This is a genomic window from Streptomyces sp. NBC_01190, from assembly GCF_045039895.1.
GTDB lineage: Bacteria > Actinomycetota > Actinomycetes > Streptomycetales > Streptomycetaceae > Actinacidiphila.
The window spans coordinates 2,453,974-2,477,967 of record NZ_CP108580.1 but is presented as its reverse complement, the minus strand read 5'-3'; the positions used below and the strand labels follow the sequence as shown (position 1 = coordinate 2,477,967).

At 72.1% G+C, this 23,994-nt stretch carries 15 protein-coding genes; 7 read left to right on the top strand and 8 right to left on the bottom strand.

Translation table 11 applies throughout. From position 1 onward, the window contains the following. Positions 1–41 precede the first annotated feature (41 nt). From OG519_RS10370 to OG519_RS10355, 4 genes are all read right to left on the bottom strand, one after another. A complete protein-coding gene (locus OG519_RS10370; protein WP_405581619.1) occupies positions 42–995 on the bottom strand; it encodes a carbohydrate ABC transporter permease in 954 nt (317 codons plus the stop codon). Beyond that, the gene (locus OG519_RS10365; protein ID WP_405581617.1) at positions 995–2,326 is read right to left on the bottom strand and encodes an ABC transporter substrate-binding protein; all 1,332 of its coding nucleotides are present in this window, start codon (positions 2,324–2,326) and stop codon (positions 995–997) included. Before OG519_RS10365 ends, OG519_RS10370 begins: the two co-directional genes overlap by 1 nt. 142 nt (positions 2,327–2,468) lie before the next feature. Beyond that, positions 2,469–3,704, bottom strand: a complete 1,236-nt coding sequence (locus tag OG519_RS10360) for an ROK family transcriptional regulator (protein ID WP_405581614.1) — start codon at positions 3,702–3,704, stop codon at positions 2,469–2,471. 187 nt (positions 3,705–3,891) lie between these two features. Next, on the bottom strand, positions 3,892–5,043 hold the full coding sequence (locus tag OG519_RS10355; protein ID WP_405592612.1) for a mechanosensitive ion channel family protein: 1,152 nt from the start codon (positions 5,041–5,043) through the stop codon (positions 3,892–3,894). Between the two features lie 342 nt (positions 5,044–5,385). On the opposite strand from OG519_RS10355, the gene OG519_RS10350 reads away from it, so the two are divergent. The 7 genes from OG519_RS10350 (at position 5,386) to OG519_RS10320 (ending at position 16,604) form a co-directional block, all read left to right on the top strand. Further along, positions 5,386–5,922: an HNH endonuclease gene (locus OG519_RS10350; protein ID WP_405581611.1), complete on the top strand. Its 537-nt coding sequence runs from the start codon at positions 5,386–5,388 to the stop codon at positions 5,920–5,922. 317 nt (positions 5,923–6,239) lie between these two features. Further along, the gene (pepN, locus tag OG519_RS10345) at positions 6,240–8,810 is read left to right on the top strand and encodes an aminopeptidase N (RefSeq protein ID WP_405581608.1); all 2,571 of its coding nucleotides are present in this window, start codon (positions 6,240–6,242) and stop codon (positions 8,808–8,810) included. 295 nt (positions 8,811–9,105) lie between these two features. Then, entirely contained in the window at positions 9,106–10,899 is a 1,794-nt protein-coding gene (locus OG519_RS10340) for a hypothetical protein (RefSeq protein ID WP_405581605.1), read from the top strand. A 128-nt stretch (positions 10,900–11,027) separates the two neighbouring features. Then, positions 11,028–11,465: a hypothetical protein gene (locus tag OG519_RS10335; protein WP_405581603.1), complete on the top strand. Its 438-nt coding sequence runs from the start codon at positions 11,028–11,030 to the stop codon at positions 11,463–11,465. 6 nt (positions 11,466–11,471) lie between these two features. Continuing rightward, a complete protein-coding gene (locus OG519_RS10330) occupies positions 11,472–13,496 on the top strand; it encodes an Hsp70 family protein (protein WP_405581601.1) in 2,025 nt (674 codons plus the stop codon). Between the two features lie 263 nt (positions 13,497–13,759). Continuing rightward, complete coding sequence (locus OG519_RS10325; protein WP_405581598.1) at positions 13,760–15,184, top strand: alkaline phosphatase family protein; 1,425 nt, start codon at positions 13,760–13,762, stop codon at positions 15,182–15,184. A 100-nt stretch (positions 15,185–15,284) separates the two neighbouring features. Further along, on the top strand, positions 15,285–16,604 hold the full coding sequence (locus OG519_RS10320) for an MFS transporter (RefSeq protein ID WP_405581595.1): 1,320 nt from the start codon (positions 15,285–15,287) through the stop codon (positions 16,602–16,604). Between the two features lie 45 nt (positions 16,605–16,649). Here OG519_RS10320 and OG519_RS10315 read toward each other — a convergent pair whose 3' ends face one another. The 4 genes from OG519_RS10315 to OG519_RS10300 form a co-directional block, all read right to left on the bottom strand. Next, positions 16,650–16,829, bottom strand: a complete 180-nt coding sequence (locus OG519_RS10315) for a hypothetical protein (RefSeq protein ID WP_405592610.1) — start codon at positions 16,827–16,829, stop codon at positions 16,650–16,652. A gap of 111 nt (positions 16,830–16,940) precedes the next feature. Beyond that, complete coding sequence (malQ, locus tag OG519_RS10310) at positions 16,941–19,061, bottom strand: 4-alpha-glucanotransferase (RefSeq protein WP_405581593.1); 2,121 nt, start codon at positions 19,059–19,061, stop codon at positions 16,941–16,943. A gap of 282 nt (positions 19,062–19,343) precedes the next feature. Next, on the bottom strand, positions 19,344–22,667 hold the full coding sequence (locus OG519_RS10305) for a S8 family serine peptidase (protein ID WP_405581590.1): 3,324 nt from the start codon (positions 22,665–22,667) through the stop codon (positions 19,344–19,346). 231 nt (positions 22,668–22,898) lie between these two features. Then, a complete protein-coding gene (locus tag OG519_RS10300) occupies positions 22,899–23,930 on the bottom strand; it encodes a hypothetical protein (RefSeq protein ID WP_405581587.1) in 1,032 nt (343 codons plus the stop codon). Positions 23,931–23,994: the final 64 nt, after the last annotated feature.

Below are 23,994 nucleotides of genomic sequence, written 5' to 3'. Positions count from 1 at the left end.
ACGGCCTCGTGCCTCGGCCGGCCACTTCGGGAGTTCGGGCGTCAGTCCTCGGCCGACAGGAAGCCATTGCGCCGGCGCATCAACAACGCGGTGAACGCCATCGCCAGGACGAACAGCACCAGCGCGATCACACACGCGGAGCCGTAGTCGAAGCGCTGGAAGCCGCGTTCGTAGACGAGCTGGGGCAGGGTCAGGGTCGACTTGTCGGGGTAGCCGGGCTCGAACTGCTGGCCCGAGTTGCCGATGATCCCGGAGGCGACCTTCCCGGCGACCAGCGGCTGTGTGTAGTACTGCATGGTCTGGATGACCCCGGTGACCACCGCGAACATCACGATCGGCGAGATGTTCGGCAGCGTCACGAAGCGGAACCGGTGCCAGGACCCGGCGCCGTCCAGCTCGGCCGCCTCGTACTGCTCCTTGGGCACGTCGAGCAGCGCGGCCATGAAGATCACCATCAGGTCGCCGATGCCCCACACCGCGAGCAGCGTCAGCGCCGGCTTCGACCAGGCGGGGTCGGTGAACCAGCCGGGCGTCGGGATGCCGAGGTTGCCCAGGATGTGGTTCACCGGACCGGTGCCGGGGTTGAGCAGGAAGACGAACGCCATGGTGGCGGCGACCGGCGGTGCCAGGTACGGCAGGTAGAAGGCGGTACGGAACAGGCCGGCGCCGGTCCTGATCTTGGTGATCAGCAGCCCGATACCGAGCCCGAAGATCACCCGCAGCGTCACCATCACGACGACCAGCCACAGCGTGTTGCGCAGCGCCGGCCAGAAGAGCGGGTACTCCGTGAAGACGTACGTCCAGTTCTTCCCGCCGGTCCACGTCGGCGCGTTGATGCCGTCGTAGTGCATGAAGGAGAAGTAGACGGTGGAGAGCAGCGGATAGACGAAGAAGACGCAGAACCCGATGATCCACGGCGACAGGAAGGCCAGGGTGCGGAGCGCCGCCTTGCGGCGCTTCACCTTCAGCAGGGGGTGTACGGCGGCGGCGCTCATCACTTGGCCTGCGCGATGTCCTTGTCGACCTGCTTGTCGACACCCTGGAGACCGGCCTTGAGGTTCTTGGACTTGCCCGACTCGTAGGCGTAGGCGAAGTCCTGGAGCGTGACCTGGTAGGCACCGCCGTTGACGCTCGGCGGGGTGGTGGTGCTGTCCGGGTTCTGCGCGATGTCGATGAAGGTCTTGAAGCCCGGGTCCTGGTCCAGCTTCGGGGACTTCAGCGCGGCCAGCGTGGAGGGCACGTTGTGGATCGCGTTGGCGAAGGAGACCACCGCGTCGGTGTCCGTGGTCATGAACTTGACCAGCTCCCAGGCGGCGTTCTTCTTCGCCGACTGGTTGGAGACGCCGATGATGGTGCCGGACAGATAGCCCTTGCCGTAGGTGCTCGCCTGGTCGTCGGGGACCGGGAACGGCGCCACACCGAGGTCGGTCACCCCGGCGTCCTTGGCCATGCCGAGCCGCCACTCGCCGTCGATGCCCATCGCCACCTGGCCGGTGTGCAGCGGGTTCTTGGCGCCGAACTCGTCACCGAAGGTGTTGCGGTACTTCTCCAGCTTGGCGAAGCCGCCGAGCGACTTCACCATGCCCTGCTGCCAGTCGAACATCGAGGCGAAGCCGGGGTCGGTGGCCACCTGCGACTTGCCGTTGGCGTCGAAGTACTGCACACCCCACTGGGCGGCGAAGTGTCCCGGCGTGCTCTCGTAACCGTGGAAGTCCGGCATGAAGCCGAGCTGGCTGTAGGAGTCGCCCTTGGACTTGGTCAGCTTGAGGGCGTCCGCCTTGAACTCGCTGAGCGTCTTCGGCGGGGCGGAGATCCCGGCCGCCGCGAACTCCTTCTTGTTGTAGTACAGCCCGTACGCGTCGCCGAGCAGCGGCAGCGTGCAGCGCTTCCCCTGGAACTGGGTGTACTCCAGCATCGGCTTGGGGAAGGTGGCCGCCGGGTCGATGCCGTCCTTCTTGAGGAACGGGGTGAGATCGGCCATGGCGCCCGAGGAGCAGAACTGGCCGACGTTGTCGGTGGTGAAGGAGGAGACCACGTCCGGGGCCTTGTCACCGCCGGTGCGCAGCGCCTGGTTGATCTTGTCGTCGGTGATGTTGGCCTGCACCTTGACGTGGATGTTGGGGTAGGCCTTCTCGAACCGGGCGATGTTGTCGTTGATCGCCTTCAACTCGTTGGGCGCGGACCAGCCGTGCCAGAAGTTGATGGTGACGTCCTTGGTCGCGTCGTCGCTCGCGGTGCTCGAACTCTGGCCGGTACACGCGCTCGCGAGCAGGGATATCGCGGCGGTCGCCGCCAGGGCGGCGGCTGCTTTCGTCAGTCGGGACACTGCTCTTTACCTCCGGGAGGGGCCAACGAGGGTGTGCGGTGCCGTCGGAGCGGCGGCGGGACGCCGCTCCGACGGTGAGCGGGGGGCGGGGGGCGGGGGCGGGAAAGCGAAAAGGAAGGGGAAAGGGGCGGGCGGGGGATGTTCAGCGGGAGGTGTCGAACACCTCGTCGCGGGTGGTGGCGAGCGCGCTCTCCAGGGCCCCGCTCAGCACGGGATGGGTCTGTACCGTGCCGAGCACCAACCGGGGCCGTGGTACGGCGAGTTCGGCGAGTTCGGCCTGGATTGACGCGCGTAGGGGTTCCCCGCCGGCGACGGTCACGTCACCGGACAGGACGATCAGTTCGGGGTCGAGCACCGCGACCAGGGAGGCGAGGCCCACCGCGGTGCCGGTGGCGCAGCGGGCCAGCAGCTCGCGCCAGGGGTCGTCGGCGGCGAGTCCGTCCTCGCCGGCCTCCTCGTGGCGGGCGGCCGCGCCGGCGAGCAGCACGGCGGCGGCCTCCGGCTGGGTGCCCGCCGGAAGTTCGAGGCCGAGCTCGCGGGCGGTCCGCAGCACCGCGTTGCAGCCGGCCAGCTCCTGGAAGCCGCCGTTGTTGGCCTTGGTGACGTTGCGGACCAGCGGGGTGCCCGGCACCGGCAGAAAGCCGACCTCGCCCGCACCGCCGGTCCAGCCGCGGTGCAGCCGGCCGCCTATCACGATGGCGGCGCCGATGCCCTCCTCGTTCCAGAGCAGGACGAAGTCGTCGTGGCCGCGCGCGGCGCCGATCCGCTGTTCGGCGACCGCGGCGAGATTGACGTCGTTGTCGTACTCCAGCGGCATCGGCAGCGCGGCGGCCAGCTCGTCCAGCAGCGCGGTGGAGTGCCAGCCGGGCAGATGGCTGGCGTAGCGCAGCCGCCCGGTGCTCGGGTCGAAGGCGCCCGGGGTGCCGATCACCACCCGGTGCAGCGCGGAACGGTCGATCCCGGCGGCCTTGACCGCGCCGTCCAGCGCCCCCACCACCTGCTCGACCGCGCTGCCGCCCCGCCGACGCGGGGTGGGCAGCAGGAAGGTGCCGATGGTACGGCCGGTGATGTCGGCGACCGCGGCCCTGATCTGCTCCGGGTTGACGTCCAGCGCGGCCACGTGGGCGGCGGCCGGATTGACCGAGTAGAGCTGGGCGTTGGGGCCGGGGCGGCCGGCGGTGGTGCCGGTGGCGAGCACGAGTCCGGCCGTCTCCAGCCGGGCCAGCAACTGGGACGCGGTCGGCTTGGACAGGCCGGTGAGTTTGCCGATCCTGGTCCGGGAGAGCGTGCCGTGTTCCAGCAGGAGGTCGAGAGCGGCGCGGTCGTTCATGGCGCGCAGTACGCGTGGTGTTCCCGGGGTGCCGGCCATGCGCGCCATCCTCCCTCACGTTCACTGTTAGGAAAGTTTCCTATTGGCAACGAAAGGTAGGCCCGCCGTCAGCAGGGCGTCAAGGGGGGTTGGCGGGCCGTCGGCCAAGTCGTTACCAAGCGGCCCCCGGCACGCCGTACCAGCGTGACAGGGGCCGCGGCGCCGCGAAAGGCTCAGGGACGGAAAGGGCCGGCGGTCAGCGCTCCCCGGCGGCCGGCGGGGGCACCTGGCGGTGACGCGATCGGGCCGACCGCTGCGCGGCCGGGCGCGCCGGATCCGCCGGGTTCGCCGGGTCCGCCGGGTCCGCCGGGTTCGCAGGGTTCGCCAGTTCCGATGGTTCCGATGGTTCCGCGGCTTTCGGCGCCCCCGCGGCGGCCGGCGGCGCCGAGGCGGGCGTGTCGGAGACCTGGACCGGCTCCCGCTCGGCCGCCGTGGCCCCCGGTTCCTGCGCGGCCGCCGCCGGGGCGCCGCTGGTGATCGCGATGCCGGCGTCGTCGAACGCCTTCTTGATCCGCCAGCGCAGCTCCCGCGCCACCGCCGCCGCCTCGCCCGGCATCGTCTTGGCCTGCGTCTGGATCACCACGGACTCCGCGCCGACCGACTCCAGGCCCAGCACCCGCACCGGCTCCCAGAGCCTCTCGTCCCACGGGTCCTCCTTGCCCAGCTCCTCGGCGGTCGTCACGATCACCGCACGGGCCCGTTCCAGGTCCTCGCCCGCGCCCACCTGGACATCGACCATGGCCGTCGCCCAGCCCTGGCTGAGGTTGCCGATCCGCTGCACCTCGCCGTTGCGCACGTACCAGATCTCGCCGTTGTCGCCGCGCAGCTTCGTCACCCGCAGGCCCACCTCGACCACGGTGCCGGAGGCGACCCCCGCGTCGATCACATCGCCGACGCCGTACTGGTCCTCCAGGATCATGAAGACACCGGACAGGAAGTCCGTCACCAGGTTGCGCGCGCCGAAACCGATCGCCACGCCCGCCACGCCGGCGCTGGCCAGCAGCGGCGCCAGATTGATCTTGAGTACCGAGAGCACCGTCAGCGCGGCCGTGCCCAGGATCACGAACGACGCCATGCTCTTGAGCACCGAGCCGATCGCCGCGCTGCGCTGCCGCCGCCGCTCCGCGTTGACCAGCAGCCCGCCCAGCGTGGTGGCGGCCGCGGCCTCCGCGCCCTGGTTCATCCGCTCGATGAGCTTGGTGATGGTCTTCACCACCAGCCGCCGCAGGACGATCGCGATCACCACGATCAGCACGATCCGCAGACCCGCGGTGAGCCAATCGGCCCAGTTGTCGTCCACCCAGCTCCCCGCCTGATCGGCCGAGTGGGGAAGGGCCAGGTCGGTCATGGCGTGCGGGGGCGCGGCGCCCCAGGTCGTCGCGATGGGCACGTGCGGGAACCTCCGTGGGGGTACGAGGGTTCCAATCTAATGGGCGACCGATGCCGTCTTGTTGCCTTGTCCGAGGGGCGGAAGCCCCGCGGACTGGGGATGTACAGGGCTGTACGGGGATGCGCACGGGATTACGGGAGGGGACAAGGGCGAAAGCCGGGGGAGTCCCGGGGGAGTGTGGTCCAAAACACCTCGGGTCCGTTACCCGGGCATGGTGGCGCACCGCCCCGCCTTCCGGAGAGACTGAAGTCAGATCGTCCCGGCGCGAGCCACGCGCCGCCGGCGTTAAAGGAGGCATCCGTGCCGCATGTGCTGGTCCTGAACGCGTCGTACGAGCCGCTCGGCGTCGTACCGCTCCGCCGCGCGCTCGTCCTCGTGCTGAACAACAAGGCCGTGTGCCTCGAGGAATCCGGCGCCTTTCTGCACAGCGAGACACAGGCGCTGCCGGCGCCCAGTGTCGTCAAACTGACCAAATTCGTCCGGGTGCCTTTCCGGGGCACCGTGCCGCTCACCCGGCGGGCCCTCTTCGCCCGCGACGGGGGCAAGTGCGCGTACTGCGGATCCGCCGCCACCAGCGTCGACCACGTCATTCCGCGCAGCCGCGGCGGGCAGCACGCCTGGGACAACGTGGTGGCGGCGTGCAGACGCTGCAACCATGTGAAGGCCGACCGGCACGTCGCCGAGCTGGGCTGGCGACTGCGCCATCAGCCGGCCCCACCGTCCGGGCTCGCCTGGCGGATCATCGGGACCGGACATCGGGACCCGCGCTGGCTGCCATACCTGCAACCTTTCGGCGCGGACGACGCCCTGGCCCGGATCGACGGCATATCGGCCTGAGATCCGGGCCTTCGTGTGTCGGCTTCCGGCCGGCACCGGGTCCACGGGGCGCGCTCACCTGGGCCGATACGGCCAGGGGCCACCCCGTGATGCCCCGTGCCTCCGCACCGGCTGCCCTTACCTTCGGTAACACTGGCCGCGGTGACCCGGTTCACCCCATCGGCCGAAGTCCGGAGCGTCAAGAGCCGTCGAGAACGTCAAGAGCCGTCATGAACGCGATGAGCACAGCCCGTCGGGTTGTCCACAGGGGTTCCGATCGCGGGTGCGGGCGCCGTGCGAGGATGGCCGTCTCACCTGACGAGAAGGAGTGGGCCGCTGTGCCTGGTACGAACCTCACGCGCGAGGAGGCGCAGGAGCGTGCGCGCCTGCTCGGCGTCAACGCGTACGCGATCGAGCTGGATCTGAGCGGTGCCCAGGAGGGAGGCACCTTCAGGTCGGTGACGACCGTGCGGTTCGACGCGGCCGAGGAGGGCGCGTCGACCTTCATCGACCTGGTGGCCCCCGCCGTCCACGAGGTGGTGCTCAACGGCGACGCTCTGGACCCCGCCAAGGTCTTCGCCGACTCCCGGATCACGCTCCCCGCCCTGAAGGCCGGGGGCAACGAGCTGCGGGTCGTCGCCGAGTGCGCGTACACCAACAGCGGCGAGGGACTGCACCGGTTCGTCGACCCGGTGGACAAGCAGGCGTACCTCTACACGCAGTTCGAGGTGCCGGACGCCCGCCGCGTCTTCGCCAGCTTCGAGCAGCCCGACCTCAAGGCGACCTTCGCCTTCACGGTCAAGGCCCCCGGCGGCTGGACGGTCATCTCCAACTCGCCCACGCCCGAGCCCTCGGCGGACGGCGTGTGGACCTTCGAGCCGACCCCGCGCATCTCCACGTACATCACCGCGCTGATCGCCGGGCCTTACGCCGCCGTGCACAGCTCCTGGGAGGGCGGCGGCCGCAGCGTCCCGCTGGGTGTCTACTGCCGGCCCTCGCTCGCCGAACACCTCGACGCCGAGGCCATCTTCGCCGTCACCCGCCAGGGCTTCGACTGGTTCGAGGAGAAGTTCGACTACGCGTACCCGTTCGCCAAGTACGACCAGCTCTTCGTCCCGGAGTTCAACGCCGGCGCGATGGAGAACGCCGGCGCGGTCACCATCCGCGACCAGTACGTCTTCCGCTCCAAGGTGACCGACGCGGCCTACGAGGTGCGCGCCGAGACCATCCTGCACGAGCTGGCCCACATGTGGTTCGGCGACCTGGTCACCATGGAGTGGTGGAACGACCTGTGGCTGAACGAGTCGTTCGCCACCTACACCTCCATCGCCTGCCAGGCGCACGCCCCCGGCTCCCAGTGGCCGCACGCCTGGACCACCTTCGCCAACTCCATGAAGACCTGGGCCTACCGGCAGGACCAACTGCCCTCCACCCACCCGATCATGGCGGAGATCAACGACCTGGACGACGTGCTGGTCAACTTCGACGGCATCACGTACGCCAAGGGCGCCTCGGTCCTCAAGCAGCTCGTCGCCTATGTCGGGATGGACGAGTTCTTCACCGGTGTGCAGGCCTACTTCAAGCGGCACGCCTGGGGCAACACCCGGCTGTCCGACCTGCTGGGCGCGCTGGAGGAGACCTCCGGGCGCGACCTGAAGACCTGGTCGACGGCGTGGCTGGAGACCGCCGGCATCAATGTGCTGCGGCCCGAGCTGACCGTGGACGAGCAGGGCGTCGTCACCGCCTTCGCGGTGCGCCAGGAGGCCCCCGCGCTGCCGGTCGGCGCCAAGGGCGAGCCGGTGCTCAGGCCGCACCGGATCGCGATCGGCGGCTATGACCTTCGCGACGGCAAGCTGGTCCGGGAGCGGCGGATCGAGCTGGACATCGAGGGTGAACTGACCGAGGTCCCGGAGCTGGTCGGCGCCCGCCGCCCCGACGTCGTGCTGCTCAACGACGACGACCTGTCGTACGCCAAGATCCGGCTCGACCAGCAGTCCCTGGCCACCGTCCGCGACCACCTCGGCGACTTCACCGAGTCGCTGCCGCGCGCCCTCGCCTGGGCGGCGGCCTGGGACATGACCCGGGACGGCGAACTGGCCGCGCGGGACTACCTGGAGCTGGTGCTGCACGGCATCGGCAAGGAGACCGACATCGGTGTGGTGCAGTCGCTGCACCGCCAGGCGAAGCTGGCCCTCGACCTGTACGCCGACCCGGCGTGGCGTGAGACCGGGCTGGCCCGCTGGACCGAGGCCACCCTCCACCACCTGGAGAGCGCCGCCCCCGGCAGTGACCACCAGCTCGCCTGGGCCCGCGCCTTCGCCGTCACCGCCCGCACCCAGGAGGAACTGGAGCTTCTCCAGGGCCTGCTCGACGGTTCGCGGTCGTACGACGGGCTGGCCGTGGACACCGATCTGCGCTGGACGCTGCTGAACCGGCTGGCGGCGACCGGCCGGGCCGGCGCCGAGGCCATCGACGCCGAGCTGGTCCGCGATCCCACCTCGGCCGGCGAGCAGCACGCGGCGGAGGCGAGGGCGGCCCGGCCGAGCGCCGACGTCAAGGCCGAGGTGTGGACGTCCGTGGTCGAGGACGACAAGCTGCCCAACGCGGTCCAGGAAGCGGTCATCGGCGGCTTCGTCCAGACCGACCAGCGAGAACTCCTCGCGCCGTACATTGAGCGGTACTTCGCCGCCGTGAAGGGCGTGTGGGAGACCCGCAGCCACGAGATGGCCCAGCAGATCGTGATCGGCCTCTACCCCGCGCTCCAGGTCTCCCAGGAGACGCTCGACGCGACCGACGCCTGGCTGGCGTCCGCCGGGCCGGCGCCCGCGCTGCGGCGCCTGGTCGTGGAGTCCCGCGCGGGCGTCGAGCGCGCGCTCAGGGCCCGCGCGGTGGACGCGGCGGCCGGCTGACCGATGGCCCCGTCGAACCCCCCGGTGAAATCACCGGGGGGTTCGCCATTCACCGCGACGGCGTCCCCGCTATTCGTGGGGCCGGCGGGAATTGTGCAGCCGGTGGCACCGCCGTGACACGGAAGGGACTCCACGCGCCGGGCGGCCGGCCACGCAATCGGCGGCCGTACCGGAACTCTCGGAATTACCCGCGCGGCGCCCCGGCATCCCCCCTATGCTGAAGGAGAGTTGAGACCCACGTCACATCTGCGCGGTGGGTCGGCTCATATCCAGAGGGGGGACCTTGGATACCAGCGTGGCCGTACAAGCCGATCATCGCGGATTTCTCGACTATCACGCCGGACCGCCGAGCGGGGACGCCACCCGGCATCTTTGCGCCGCCGCTCATCTCGACCGGCGTTTCAGGACCCGGGCCATCGAGGAGCTGATCGAGAACAAGCACCGCGTCCCCGCCGCCACGCCCGGCGTCGACATGGCGCGGGTGCTGGCCGAGTGCCTGCTCGCCCGGCGGGAGGCGGTCGTCGCCGGCACCCTGGTGCTGGTGGTCGCGATCGGCGGCCTGCTCGCCGCGTCGGCCAGTACGGGCGTCGCGATCGCCTTCGTCCTCGTCACCAGGCTGATCGTCTGGGTGGTCAAACTGGTCTTCGCCGCGGGCCGTACCCGGGGCCGCACCGCCGCCACCGGCCGCGGCCGCAACACCCGCAGCCTGGTCGTGATGGCGGTGGCCCTGTTCGCTCTGTGGTTCGTGGGCGGCATCCTGGTCGTGCCGTTCTTCCTGCTGCGCGGACTCGGCGGTTCCTCGGGTGACGGCGGGTTCTTCTCGTCCGGATCCGGGTCCGGCTACGACGGCTCGGCTGTCGGCGGTTCCGGCGGGGGCGGGCCGCACTGGTGGGCCGTCCTGCTGATCATCCTGCTCTGGGTGGCGATCGGCGCCGTCGCCCGGTACCGGCGGCACGGCGATCTCGCCGCGCTCCACACCGGCCGCAGCGCGGAGGGCCACTTCCCGCACTTCAAAACGGTCTTCGACGGACTGCGCAACCGGTGGGCCGAGGCGGAGACGCTCTACAGCGACTTCGAACCGTTCGTCGGCGCGGGCCTCGCCATCGAGGACAAGGCGTGGTCCTTCCCGATCGAGCTCACCCCCGACGCCAAGCACCGCGACGCGGGCGCCGAGCCGCAGCAGCTCTTCCTCCCGGCCGTGCACCGCGCCCTCGGCCAGGGCCTGGCGGAGCTGGCCGGCGGCTCCCTCTACCCCGGCGACCCGCTGCGCCGGCTGATCGTGCGCGACCGGGTCTTCCGCACCGGCACCCGCAAGGAGGACCCCAGCCGGTGGTACGGCGCGCTGAGCGTCCCCACACCCGGCACCGGCGTGATGGCCATCCAGCCGTCCATCGCCGACCTGCTGGACTACGGCTCCCACGAGCGCGTGCGCCACTACCTGGAGGCGCGCGCGGAGCTGTGGGAGGGGCAGATCGTCGCCGCCGTGTTCCTGCGCGCCTACATCCAGGGCGGCCTGTTGCAGGTGGAGGGCGTGCCCTTCCTGCTGCCGCCGATCGCCGAGCGCTACCGGGTGGTGGACGGCGTCCTTCCCCCGGAGCGGGTGCCCGACGGCGCCGCCGCCGTGGGCCGGTCCCTGCGGGCCTTCGCCTTCGACGCCGTCACCTCGGTGATAGAGCCCGCGCTCGCGCTGCGCTCGGTGATCAGGGCCGGTCGGCGCGCCCACTGGTACCAGCGGATGATCGTCGCCGGCCGCCCGGTCGACCACGGACCGCGGCTCAGTCTGCGCGAGCTCGGCTCCGAGCCGGTCTATCAGCAGCTCTTCCAGGAAGTGGATGTGCACCGCTTCTTCGTGAGCGTACGTCAGCGGGCGTCGAGCGCCGTGCTCGGTGAATTGCGGCGGGCCGGATACGCCACCTCCGAATTCGAGCGTATGGCGCAGACGGTGAACTCCCAGGTGAACCTCTTCGGTGCCAACGCCACGGTCGGAATCGGCGGAATCCAGAACGTCGTCGCCGAAGGCGGAGTTCAGCACATGACGGGTCAGCAGTCGACCGGCGCCGACAGCCGGCTCGAACAGTCGGGGCTCTGAAGAGCGAAGCCCGCGGAGTACGCCCCGAACGGCACGCGCCAACGACACGCTGCGAACGGCAAGTCCCGAACAACAGAGCGACCGAAGAGCCGGCCCATCTCCGTATCGAAAAGGGAAGCAGGAACCCCATGTCCGCATCTGACGCCGCGTCGCCGCCGCCCGGCGGGAATTCGGGAATCCAGAACATCGTCCGCGGCGGCAGCCAGCACATCTCCGGCCAGCAGTCGACCGGCGCCGGCAGCCGGCTCACCCAGCACGTCGGCGGTCCGGCGGCGCGGGACGGAAGCACGGTCACCATCGCCGACCTGTCGACCGCGATCGAGGCGCTCCGGGCGGAGTTCGCCGCACTGATCGACCGGGCACCCGAGGCGCTGTCGGCGCCCCAGGCGCTCACCGTGGAGCGGGCGATCACCGAGGCGGCGACGGAGACCGGGAGCGAGGAGCCCAGGAAGGACACCCTGCGGGCGGCCATCGAGCGGGCCGCGGCGATCCTCGGCGGGGTCAGCGGCATGGCCGGCTCGGTGGCCGCCCTGCAAGACGTCTTCCGCAAGCTCTTCGGCGGCTGAGCTCCGATGGCCGACCGTTCCGTCGCGGTGGACGTCAGCGCCGTGCCCGTGGTGGGCGCGGCGGTTGTCGACGGCCTGCTCACCGGGCTCGACCTCGGTGAGGACGCCGGGGCGCCGGCGAGTCGGGGTGCCGCCGCCCCTGACGCGGTGGCCGAACTCGGCCGCGCCGTGCGGGCGGCGGCGGCGCCGCATCGGGGACAGCCGCCGAGCCGGCTGGTGATCGTGCACCCGCCGTGGTGGGGGGAGGAGGCCCGCGCCGCGGTACGGTCCGCCGCCCGGGCCGCCTTCCCCCCGCCCGCGGGGCCGGTGGAGCTGCTGCCCGCTCCGGACGGCGCCGGGCGCTACTTCCGTGACCGGTTCGCGCTGCCCCCGGGCACGGCTGTCGCGGTCTACGGGGTGGCGGCCGACCACGCGCACGTCAGTGTGCTGACCCGGGGCGCGAACGGTCTGGAGCGGTGGGCGCGAGGGGACGGCGGGCCGCTGAGCGACGCCGCGGTGGACGAGGCGGTGGGCCGGGCGCTCGCCGTGCGGATCCGCGCCGCCCTGCCGCCGGGAGCGGCCGAGGTGTCGGAGGCCGGGGCGCCGGGTGAGGTGCGCGGGCTGCGGGAGCGGCTGGCGTCGGTGCCGCGGGTGCCCGTCCCCGGTACGGAGACGAGTACCGAGCTGACCCGCGCGGAGATCGCCGCGCTGCTCGAACCCCGGCTGCGGGCCAGCGTGGCCGCGCTGGCCGGCGCGGTGGCGGCGGCCCGCATCCCCGCCGGGGGACTCGCCGCGGTCTTCCTCTACGGCGGTGCCACCCGGGTGCCGGGACTGGCCGAGGCGCTCCAGGACCAGTTGGGCCTCACCGTGCTCGCCGCCGACCGGGCCGAGGCGGCCGTTCTCGGCGCGTTGTCCGGTGAATCCGACGACGCGGCCGTCCTGCCGCTGGCTCAGCCGGTGCTGCCCCGGGCCACCGGGGGCCCGGCGCTTTCCGTGGTCATGCCCGGCGATTCGCGCCCTTCGACGGTCGTGGCGGACCGGACGCCCTTGGACTGGCCGCTGCCGCCGCCTTGGCCGACGGGGAGCGCTGCCTCGCCGGGAGCCGCGTCGTCCGGACCCGCCGTGTCGTGGACGAAGCCGGCGCCGTCCGCGCCGCCGCCCGTGCCGCCGGTTCCGGCCGGGGAGCCCGGATCAACCGCGCGGCCCGGGTCAACCGCGGTACCCGTACCGCCCGGACAGCGGCTACCGCCCGTACCCTCGCGGCCCGCGCCCGCGGTACCGCTCGCCGAGCCCGTACCGCCGGGACCCCCCGCACCGTCGCGGCCCGCGCCCGCCGTACCGCCCGCCGCGCCGCTGCCGCCGGGCCCGCCCGTGTCCGCCGACTCCACGGTCACCGCGCGGATCGCCCCCGTGCCGGGACCGCCCGAGAGCGAGGGCGGTGGACCGGGCCGGTCGCCGGGCAGGCGCAACCGCCTGCTGCTCGCCGTGGCCGCCGTGCTGCTGGTGGGCGGTGGCACCGCGGTGGCGGTGAACGCCCATCACTCGTCCGGCGACGGGCGGCGCGAGGCGACCGCACCGGCCGGCTCGGCGACCGCCGGCACCCAGGGCACGCCGTCCCCGAGCGGCACACCGCCCACCGACCTCACCTCACCGGCGCCCGAGCCGCCGCCCACCGACCTGCCGACGGACACACCCACCGGCACACCGACTGGCACACCCACCGGCACCCCCATGGACTCGGACACCCTCCCGGCGACCGCCCCGACGGACCCCGCCGAGGTGGCCCTCGCCTACTTCGCCGCGATCAACCGCGAGGACTACCGGTCCGCCTGGGATCTCGGCGGCAAGAACCTCGGCGAGACCTACTCCGCCTTCGCGGCCGGCTTCGAGCACACCGCCAAGGACGAGGCGGACGCCGAGGACACCGGGCCCGACGAGGCCTCGGTGCGGCTGCTCGCCACCCAGGACGACGGCAGCACGCAGCGCTACGAGGGAACGTTCACCGTCGTCGACGGAGTGATCACCGAGGCCCACCTCCAGCCCGTCGACTGACGCACCATTACCACGGCAGACCGCCCCTGACGAGGTGATACGCCGTCCGGCACCCCTTCCGGTCGAGTTTCGGCGTGCCTGCGGTCATGGCCGGGCGAAGCACGGAAAGCTGTGGTCCAACGCTCTCTGCTCGTTGGTCACCTGTTCACCGCCCGCCTCCATCGCCACACGCTCAACTTCCGCAGAGTTTTGAGTGGCCCCGCGGGGGGCCCAGCAACGGCAGCTCCAGGCTTAGCAGGCTCAAAGCTCTAGGAGGAACGTTCATGGCCGAGTTGACACGACGCCGGCTCCTCGGATCGGCGGCGGGGGCCATCGGCGGCGCGGCGGCACTCTCGCTGCTGCCCCCCAGCGTGCAGAAGGCGGTGGCGGCCGGCCCGCCCCGCAACAGCTCCATCACGGACATCAAGCACATCGTCCTGCTGATGCAGGAGAACCGCTCGTTCGACCACTACTTCGGCACCCTCTCCGGGGTCCGCGGTTTCAGCGACCCCAACGCGCTGAAGCTCTCCACCGGGCGTTCGGTCTTCTACCAGCCCGACACGGTGAACCCCGACGGCTATCTGCTGCCGTTCCACCTGGACACCAAGACCACCAGCGCGCAGGCCATCCCGTCCACCAGCCATGCCTGGTCGGTCCAGCACCAGGCGTGGAACAACGGCAAGATGGACAAGTGGCTGCCGGCCCACCGCAGCGCGGACGGCGCCAACGGCCCCTACGTGATGGGCTATTACAACCGCGAGGACATCCCCTTCCAGTTCGCCCTCGCGGAGAACTTCACCATCTGCGACAACTACTTCTCATCGGTGATGGGCCCCACCTGGCCCAACCGCCTCTACTGGATGACCGGCACGATCGACCCGGGCGGCACCAAGGGCGGCCCGGTCATCTCCAACAGCGCGCCCACGCCGTACACCTGGACCACGTACGCCGAGCGCCTCCAGAACGCCGGCGTGAGCTGGCAGGTCTACCAGCAGGACGACGACTACGGCTGCAACATGCTGGAGAACTTCGCCAACTTCAAGAACGCCAAACCCGGTTCCGCGCTCTACGAGAAGGGCGTCCGCCCGGGCGCGGAAGGCACCTTCGAGGACGACGCGCGCAACGACCGGCTGCCGGCCGTCTCGTGGATCATCCCCACCAGCGCCCAGTCCGAGCACCCGGACTATCTGCCCGCGGCCGGCGCGGACTTCGTGGCCCAGAAGATCGAGGCGATCGCGTCCAACCCCGCGGTGTGGGCGAAGACCGCGTTCATCCTCAACTACGACGAGAACGACGGCCTGTTCGACCACGTGGCACCGCCCACCGCACCCGCGGGCACCGCGGCCGAGTTCGTGCAGAACCTGCCGATCGGCGCCGGCTTCCGGGTCCCGGCGATCATCATCTCGCCCTGGACGGTCGGGGGTTACGTGGCCAGCGAGGCTTTCGACCACACCTCGCCGCTGCGGCTGCTGGAGACCGTCACCGGCGTCAAGGAGACCAACATCTCCGCCTGGCGCCGCCGCACCTTCGGCGACCTGACCTCGGTCTTCCGCTTCACCGACGCCCGGCCCACCCCGACGCTCCCCGACGACACGGCGGCGCGGCTCGAACAGGCCGAGCAGGAGGTGGCCACCCTCCCCAAGCCGACGCTCCCGGGCGCCACCCAGTCCCTCCCGCACCAGGAACCGGGCACCCGCCCGCACGTCTGAGCCCCCGGAGCCCCCCGCCCGCGCGCCCACCGAAAACCGGTGGGCGCGCGGGCGTCCGACGACTACAGTCGGCGTCTTTGGCTGTTACGGGAGGCACGACATGGCGGCGGCGGGGCTCGGTCGTGACTTCCGTACGCTGTGGGCGGCGAACTCGGTCTCGACCCTCGGCGACGGCATGGTGGCCGCCGCCTCACCGCTGCTGGTCGCCTCGGTCTCCGACGACCCGGTGCTCATCGGCCTCGCGGTCTTCGTCCAGCAACTGCCCTGGCTGCTCTTCTCCCTGATCAGCGGCGCGCTCATCGACCGGGTCGACAAGCGGAGGCTGATCGTGGCGGTGGACGCGTCCCGCGGCGCGATCACCGCGGTCCTCGCGCTCGGCGTCTGGTGGGGACATGCCTCGATCCCGCTGATCTACGCCGTCGCCTTCCTGCTGGGCACCGGCGAGACGCTGGCCCAGAACGCGGCGTCCACGCTGGTCCCCGCGGTGGTCGCGCCCGAGCTGCTGCCCCGGGCCAACGCGCGGCTGCACGGCGCGTACTTCGTCCTGGACAAGTTCGCCGGGCGTCCGCTCGGCGCGGGTCTGTTCGTGCTGGCGGCGGCGCTGCCGTTCGGCCTGGACGCGGCGTCCTTCCTGGTCTCCGCGCTGCTGATGGTCACGATGCGCGGCCTCGGCGGCGGGGCGGGCGGCCGGGCGGGCGGCGTGGGGGAGCGGCCCGCCATCCCGGCCCCGGGGCGGTCGATCCGGGCCGACATCGGCGACGGAATCCGCTGGCTGTGGGGCGACCCGGTGATCCGGACCCTGTCGGTCGCCCTGTGCCTGATGAACGTCACCCTGACCGCCGGTTTCTCGATCATGGTGCTCTACGCGCGCGACCGGCTCGGCCTCGGCGATGTGGGCTACGGCTTCCTGCTGTCCGCCAGCGCGGTCGGCGGCGTGTTCGGGGCGCTGCTGGCCCCGCGGCTCCAGTCCTGGTTCCGCGTGTCGTCGCTGCTGCGGGCCGGGCTGGTGGTGGAGACACTGACGCACGTCGGCCTGGCCCTGTCGACTGCGGCGTGGGCCGCCTCGTCGGTGCTGGTGGCCTTCGGCACGCACTCGTCGGTCCTGGCCGGGGTGGAGACGACGTTCCGGCAGCGGCGGATCCCGGCGGAGCTGCGAGGCCGGGTGCAGAGCGTCTTCATGACGCTGGCGATCGGCGGCAATGTGGTGGGGGCGCTGATCGGCGGGCCGTTGGTGAGCTGGCGAGGGGTGACCGCGCCGTTCTGGTGCTCGGCGGCGGCGATGACGGTGGTCACCGCGGCGTCCTGGCGGGCCTTCGGCCGCAATCTGCCGACGGCCGCGCCGGACGGGCCGGCCGGCCCGCACCGGCCGCCGGCCGAAGCCGACGGCACCGAGCCCCCGGCGCACCCGCTGGCGGGATGAGGCGGGGCGTGGCGGGGGCAGTCGGCGGGCGGCCGGTGCGTGCGATCAGTCCTGCGGGGTCTTGCGCGGCTTGTCTGTGAGCACGACCGCGCCCGCGATGACGATGAAGAGCAGAAGCGGGATGCCGACGTACAGCCCGAGCGTCTGGAGCACGCTCAGGCCGGAACCCGGGTCGTCGCCGTCGTCACGGGTCAGCGCGAACGCGGGGGACGACAACAGCAGCATCAGCGTCGTACCAGCGGTGACGACCCCGGCGCGCGTGACCTTCTTGGTGAGCTTCTTGTCCACCCGTTCAATGTAGTGACCGCCACCACGCCCCGCGCGCCCGGGGGTCCTTTAAGAGGCGATGTCGACCGTCCCGGGGGGTCGGGAGGCGGCCGCGGGTGGGGGAGTGTCGGTGGCCGGCCGTTCGATGCGGCGGCGTACCTCGTCGGCGAGGGCGTGCAGGCGGGGGGAGGCGGCCAGCTCCTCCAGGGTCATCGGGGTGCCGTCGGGGCCGGCCACCGGAAGCCGCCAGTTGGGGTACTCCGTCCAGGTGCCCGGCAGGTTCTGCGGGCGCCGGTCGCCGACCCCGTCCGGCAGCCAGATGCCGACCATCCGGGCCGGGGTGCTCGCCAGGAAGCGGTGCACCCCCTTCACCACGCCCTCCTCCTGGGCGGTGCCCTCCGGCAGCATCCCGAGCCGTTCCAGCAGCGCGATCCAGTCGGCGACGTCGGCGGAGTCCGCCGCCTCCTCCTCGGCCAGCGGCCGGGTCAGCAGCCCCAGCCGGTGCCGCAGCTCCACATGCTCACCGGTCAGCCGGGCCGCGGTGCTCGGCAGGTCGTGCGTGGTGGCGGTGGCCAGGCTGGACTCCCGCCAGGCCGACGGCGGCAGCGGCAGGCCGTCGCCGGCCTCGCCGTCCGCGTTCTGGTAGTTCCGTTCGAACCAGAGCACCGACGTGCCGAAGAAGCCGCGGTCGGCCAGGTCCTCCCTGACCCCGGGCTCCACCGTGCCCAGGTCCTCGCCGATCACCACCGCGCCGGCCTCGTGGGCCTCCAGGGCGAGCAGCCCCAGCATCGCCTTGGCGTCGTAGCGGACATAGGTGCCCTCCGTCGGCGGGCGGCCCTCCGGCACCCACCACAGCCGGAACAGGCCCATCACATGGTCCATCCGCAGCCCGCCGGCGTGCCGCAGCATCCGCGAGACCAGGTCGCGGTAGGGCGCGTACCCGGTGGCGGCGAGCGCGTCGGGCCGCCAGGGCGGCAGCCCCCAGTCCTGGCCGCGCGAGTTGAAGGCGTCGGGCGGCGCCCCCACCGACATGCCGGCCGCCAGCACATGCTGCATCGACCAGGCGTCCGACCCCGACCGGTGCACACCCACCGCCAGGTCGTGCACGATCCCGATCGCCATCCCCGCGTCCTTGGCGGCCCGCTGCGCGGCGCCGAGCTGACTGTCGGTCAGCCAGCTCAGCCAGCAGTGGAAGTCCACCCGCTCCAGCAGATCGCCGCGCGCCCTGGCCACATGGGTGGAGCGCGGATCGCGCAGACCTGTCGGCCAGGAATGCCAGTCGGAGCCGTGCACCTCGGCCAGCGCGGACCAGGTGGCATGGTCGTCGAGCGCCTGCCCCTGGGCGGCGAGGAAGTCCGCGTACGCGGCCCGGCGCCCCGGGCTGAGCGGCACCCGGCGCACCAGCTCCAGGGCCGCCGACTTCAGCTCCCACACCGCGTCCCGGTCGATCAGCGCGTCCTTCAGCAGCACGCTGTCGCGCAGCGCGGCGGCCCTGGCCAGCAGCCGGCCCGCCTCCTCGCGGTCCTCGGGCGACAGGTACGCGAACTCGGGGACCTCCTCGACCCGCAGATACACCGGGTCGGGGAAGCGGCGGGAGGACGGGCTGTACGGCGAGGGGTCGGTCGGATGGCCGGGGACCGCCGCGTGCAGCGGGTTGATCTGGAGGAACCCGGCGCCCAGCGAACGGCCGGACCAGGCGGCCAGATCGGCGAGGTCGCCGAGGTCGCCCATGCCCCAGGAACGCGAGGACAGGGTGGAGTAGAGCTGCGCCATGAAGCCGAAGGTCCGCTCCCGCGGGCCCGCCAGCCGGCCGGGGGCCACCACCAGGTCGCCGCGCGCGGTCCGTCCGTCCCGGGTCTCGGCCCGCAGGGTGTAGCGGCCGGGCACGGCCGGCGCGCCCGCGCCCAGCGGGGCGCCGTCGGCGGTGAACACGGTCAGCCGGCCCCCGTCCGGCGGCCGCGGGAGCGGTTCCCCGATCCGTATCACCGTGCAGGGCGGGAGCAGCCGCCGCGCCTCCCGCCGCTCGTACGCGTCGAGGGCGTCCTTGACGGCGGCGCCGGTCGTGGCGTCCACGCCGAGGGCCGCGAGCACGGCGACGACCGTCTCCGCCGGCACGGCCACCTCCACCCCCGGAGCCGGCCGATACGCCACATCCACGCCGTACAGTCCGGCCAGCCGAACCCGGTCCATCACGTCTCCGTCCTCCCAGGCATCCCGTTAGCACTACCCCGCGCCTCGATCCCCTACCCCGTGACCGGGCCCGGCGCAAGGGGAACACAACCACGCCACAGGCGCGGCTGGACGGCCGCCAACGGCAAGGCGGGGCGCGCGCCCCCTGAGCGCCCGCCCCGCCTGCTTCCCCCTCACGGGGGATTCGTCACCGACACGGCTCCGTATGGGTCACCGCGCCGACTTCCTGGTCACGTTCCCATCACGTCGCCGATCCCGTTCCGCGGCACGGAAGTGCCCCGGTCAGGAGACCGTCTTGGTGATGATCACGCTGCCCTTGCCCGCCACCGAACCGCGGGCGTCCAGCAGTTGCACCTCGCCGAAGAACCGCCGGCCGGCCGGCGCCGGCGAGTAGACCAGCACGGAGGCCGCGACCTGGGTGCTGGCGCCGTGCGGCAGGTCGACCGTGCCGGAGCCCACCGAGACCTGGCCGAGGCTGTCCGCGAAGTAGACGTCCTCGTAGTCGTACGTGGTCGAGCCGGACGGCACCGAGTAGCCGTCCACCTCGAAGGTGTACGTACCGGCGGCCGGATTCGTCAGGCTGACCGACTCCTCCGCGTCGCCGTCGGCGGACTGGGCGACCAGCGCCCCGTCCAGGTACACGTACAGGTCCAGGTCGGCCGCGGTGTCCGACGGCGAACCGATGGACACGTCCAGCCGCGAGACGCCCGCGCCGATGGTCAGCTCGGTGGTCTGCGCGTCCCCTTCGCCGATGGTCGGCTTGGCGGTGAGCGCCGAGCCGAGCGGGCCGCCCTTCAACGCGCCCTTCAGCGAGGCGAAGTTGTTGGTGACCTGCCAGGTGGCGGGCGTCGGCGTGCCCACCTTGGCCTCGTCGAGGGTCTGTGTCGCCGGGTCGAAGGCGGCGCCGAGCAGCGAGACGGTGAGCTTGTACGGGTTGTCGAGCAGCGGCGAGGTGCGGCGCGCCTCCACCTCGATCTCCCACACGCCCGGCTGCGGGCTCGCGTACGACCGCACGTCGGGACGGCAGGTGTTGGCCGGGTTGTTGTAGTTGGGGTAGCAGTCGGGAGTGGCCGTGGAGTCCATCGGCACGCCGTACGGGTGCATGGTCTCGAACCGGGTCTGGCTGCCCGTCTTCAGACCGTCCATGGCGACCTCGAGCGAGGTGACCCCGGCCGGCACGGTGAAGAAGTACGACGTGGTCTCGTCACGGCCGATGCTGCCGGAGCGGGTCTGCGCGTACGCCGGGCCGGCCAGCGGGCTGGCGACCACGACCGCGGCCGGGATCTGTGTGTCGACGCCGCGGGTCAGCGGGTCGTCGAGGTTCAGCAGCGCGCTGTGCGCGCCGACCGATTTGGGCTTGGCGGTCACCTTCACGGTGACCGGCTTGTTCAGCGGCAGCAGCACCCACGGGGTCGCGACCTTGAACGTGCCGTCGTTGTGCGCCCAGCTCAGCTTGTGCGCCTGGGCGTAGGCCGGACCGCTGGTGCGGGTCACGGTGACGTCGTACGTCCGCTGCCCGCCGGTCTTCAGGCCGCCTTCGCGGTCGTAGACACCGGTGCCGAAGCCGGGGGTCTGGAGGAAGCCGGACAGTACGGTGTTCACCGGCGCCTTGACGGTGTACGTGTCGGCGGAGACACCGCGCTTGAGCAGGTCCCAGGCGGGGCCGACGGCGACGAGGCCGGCGCCCTGCTCGATCGTCTGGGTGCCGTGGATGTCCTTGGCGGTGCTGGTGAGCGCGGTCCTGAGCTGGGCCGGGCTGACCGTGATGTGGTGGGACTTGGCGGCCGACAGCAGCAGCGCCGCGGCGCCGGTGGCCTGCGGGGAGGCCATCGAGGTGCCCTGGAGCATCGCGTAGCCGGGCGGCAGGCTGTAGCCGGCCTCGGTGACCGGGGCGCCCGGCTCCCAGGTCGGGATGGCGTTGATCGAGGCGCCGGGGGCGGTGATCACCGGGGCGAGGCCGCCGTCCTCCCGCGGACCGCGCGAGGAGAAGGGCAGCAGGCCGTACGGCACGTCCATGACCGAGCCGTAGTTGGCCGCCCAGGTCTCCTTGGAGATGGAGGCTGCCACGCTCAGCACGTGGTCGGCCAGGCCCGGGTCGCCGATGGTGTTGACGCCGGGGCCGTCGTTGCCGGCCGAGATGACGAGCTGCACGCCGTAGGTGTCGATCAGCTGCTTGTAGAGCTGGTCGCGGGCGCTGGCGCCGTCGTTGAGGGAGGCGAGCCCGCCGATGGACATGTTGACGATGTCCACGTGCCGGTTGACCACCAGGTCGATCATGCCCTCGGTGAGCGCGATGCTGGTGCAGCCGCCGGTCCAGGTGCAGGCCCGGGAGGAGACGATCTTCGCGCCGGGCGCGGCGCCGTCCATCCGGCCGCCGAACAGCCCGTTGGCGGCGGTGATGCCGGCCACATGGGTGCCGTGCTCGGACTCCACCACACCGATGTTGACGAAGTCCGCGGTCTTGCCGACCCAGGTCCCGCCGTACGGGTCCATCGGCACGTTCTTGCGGATCTCGATGGTGAAGGGCACCGACTCGGAGATCGCGGTCTTCGGGTCGTCCGTCCCGAAGTGGCCGATCTGGAAGCCGTCCTTGTACGGCTTCATCGCCGTGTCGTCGGTGAAGTCACCGTTGTTGTTCAGGTCGACCCGCACCGTGCCGGTCGTCGGGTCGTAGAGGAGCCCCCACACGTCGGTGGTGTCGCCGTCCCGGTTCAGGTCGCCCGCCTCGTCGCCGCCCTTGGTGGCCGCCTCGGCGAAGGTGCTGAAGTAGTACGAGCCGGCCGGCGCGGTCCAGGCGCGCCCGGAGGCGGTGAAGGCCGGACCGGTCACCGCGGTGACCATCGGCCGCCAGGTGGCGTCGCTGTCCTGGATCGGGTCCGTCGAGGTCACCCAGTCGACGATCTTTCGCTCGCCGGTGGTGGTCTTCTGCAGCGCCGGATGGCCGACGTCCACGCCCGCGTCCAGGATGCCGATGGTCACGCCGCGGCCGTCGTCGCTCGGGTGGTCCTTGACGAAGTCGACCGCGCCGGTCTCGAAGGCCGGCTGGTACGGGTTCTTCGCCGGGGTGTTCCGGTCGGGACCTGGGTACGTCTTCGCCGGCTTGCCGTGCCGGGCCGCGGCGGTGGTGGTGTCCGCCGCCGGGGTCGGGTCGTCCAGGGCGATCTCCTGCTTGAGGTCGATCGAGAGCACCTGGGGAAGTCTGGTCGCCGCCGCGATCGCCGAGTCCGCCTTCGCGGTCGGCACGGTGGCGCGTACGTAGCCGATCTTGTCGTACGTCTGGCCGACGCTCGCGCCTTGCGCGTGCAGCTTCGCGGTGACCTGCGCGGTGTCACCGGGGGTGGTGGCGAGCATGAACGTGACGTTCTTGTCGCCGTCCGACTTCGCCTTCGCCAGCAGCGAGGCATCGGCCGAACCGAGCTTGTCGGCCGCGTCCTTGGCGGGGGCGTCCGGCGCCGGGGCGTCACCCGCCGCGGTGGCGGCGGGAGTCGGGGGCGCCGGGTCGGCGACCGCGAGAGCGGGCCCGGCGGCCGACAAAGCGGCGACCAGGCCCGCGGCCAGTGCTATACGGGCCGCGCGTCTCTTCGCGGATATGTGATCGAAAGGCATGGGCATCCCTGTTCGCACAATGGAGGTCTGTTCGGAGTGCGGAGTCCTACGACCGCTCACACTGATGGAATAGGAAGACCTTTGGGGAGAGTTGACCTCTTTATGGTCCTGCCATGACGTAAACCCGCCACCCGCCACCGGGAGTTGATTGCGGACGAGTCGGTGTCAAAGCGGACGAAGAGCGGAAGCGGTGCGGGCCGCGACGAAGGGCACGAACGCGGGGCGGGTCTCTCAGTGCGGGGTGACCACCACATAGGCGGCGGGGCCGCGGTCGGCCGAGTCGATCAGCGCGGTCCTGACCACCGTCGCCTGCCGCTCGATGGCGTCCCGCAGTTCGGCCGGGGTCAGGTGCGCCAAGGTGATGCCCAGCGCGTCGAGCCGCTCGCGGAGCGCGGCCGCCGGGGCCCACAGCGCGTCGTCGTCGGCGGCCCCGGTGCGGTCGTCCACCGCGACGGCCACCGCGTGTTCCGGCCAGTAGGCGTCCACCGTCCCGAGCGGCGGGCCGCCCGGCAGCCGCAGTTCGACGTTCCACACCGGATCGGGCAGCCCGTAGCAGCGCACCATGGTGTAGAGCCGCTGCTCGGCCGCCCGCCGGCCCGCCTCCCGCAGCGCGGGCAGCGCCGCGGTCACCTCCGGCCGATCCGGCAGCCCGGCGGCGGCGAGTTCGCGCAGCAGCGAGGCCGGGTCGCAGTGGCCGCCGAGCACCGCCTCGGTGAGCAGCCGCCGTACGCTCTCCGGCTCCAGCGGCGGCTCCTGCGGCGGACCGGCGAGCGCGTCGGCGACCGCTCGCGGCACCGGCGCGCAGGGCAGCCCGCCGACGTCGAACGGCCGCGGCAGCTCACGGGTCCGGTGGATCCGGACGCCGCCGCTGTCCCGCAGCCGGCGCTGGTACGGCACGAGGATGTCGATGGCCGGCACGTCCGGCAGCGACGGCACCGTGGTGAACCGGTGCAGCGCCAGCGCCGCCCGCCCGGTCACCAGTGCCTCGCGCCCCTGATCGGCCGGCCCGCCCGCCCCGGGCGGCCGCCCGGCGTACAGCAGCGCCGCCCGTACCCGCTCCTCGCCGCTCGGTGCCCCCGGGTGCAGCAGATACACACCGGGCAGCACCCGGCGCCACGGGCCGCCCGGCCGGCACCGCTCGGCGAGCGTCTCGGCCGGCACCCCCAGCGCCTTCAACTCCCGTCCCGTCACCACCGCTCCGGCCGCGGCCTCCAGCCCGTGCGGGCCACCAATGATGTGCGAGGTGTGCTGATCGGCGTCCATGCCCCCGTCGTTCCCGCCCCCGCCCCCCTCGCTAACCGCTGTTACACACTCGTCGACAAAACGG

Excerpts from the sequence above, each read along its gene's own strand:
- OG519_RS10300 (WP_405581587.1), bottom strand. The coding sequence starts at position 23,930 with ATGGACGCCGATCAGCACACCTCGCACATCATTGGTGGCCCGCACGGG.
- OG519_RS10360 (WP_405581614.1), bottom strand. The coding sequence starts at position 3,704 with ATGGCGCGCATGGCCGGCACCCCGGGAACACCACGCGTACTGCGCGCC.
- OG519_RS10315 (WP_405592610.1), bottom strand. The coding sequence starts at position 16,829 with ATGCTGCTGTTGTCGTCCCCCGCGTTCGCGCTGACCCGTGACGACGGC.
- OG519_RS10370 (WP_405581619.1), bottom strand. The coding sequence starts at position 995 with ATGAGCGCCGCCGCCGTACACCCCCTGCTGAAGGTGAAGCGCCGCAAG.
- OG519_RS10320 (WP_405581595.1), top strand. The coding sequence starts at position 15,285 with ATGGCGGCGGCGGGGCTCGGTCGTGACTTCCGTACGCTGTGGGCGGCG.
- OG519_RS10325 (WP_405581598.1), top strand. The coding sequence starts at position 13,760 with ATGGCCGAGTTGACACGACGCCGGCTCCTCGGATCGGCGGCGGGGGCC.
- OG519_RS10305 (WP_405581590.1), bottom strand. The coding sequence starts at position 22,667 with ATGCCTTTCGATCACATATCCGCGAAGAGACGCGCGGCCCGTATAGCA.
- OG519_RS10355 (WP_405592612.1), bottom strand. The coding sequence starts at position 5,043 with ATGACCGACCTGGCCCTTCCCCACTCGGCCGATCAGGCGGGGAGCTGG.
- malQ (WP_405581593.1), bottom strand. The coding sequence starts at position 19,061 with ATGGACCGGGTTCGGCTGGCCGGACTGTACGGCGTGGATGTGGCGTAT.
- OG519_RS10335 (WP_405581603.1), top strand. The coding sequence starts at position 11,028 with ATGTCCGCATCTGACGCCGCGTCGCCGCCGCCCGGCGGGAATTCGGGA.
- OG519_RS10330 (WP_405581601.1), top strand. The coding sequence starts at position 11,472 with ATGGCCGACCGTTCCGTCGCGGTGGACGTCAGCGCCGTGCCCGTGGTG.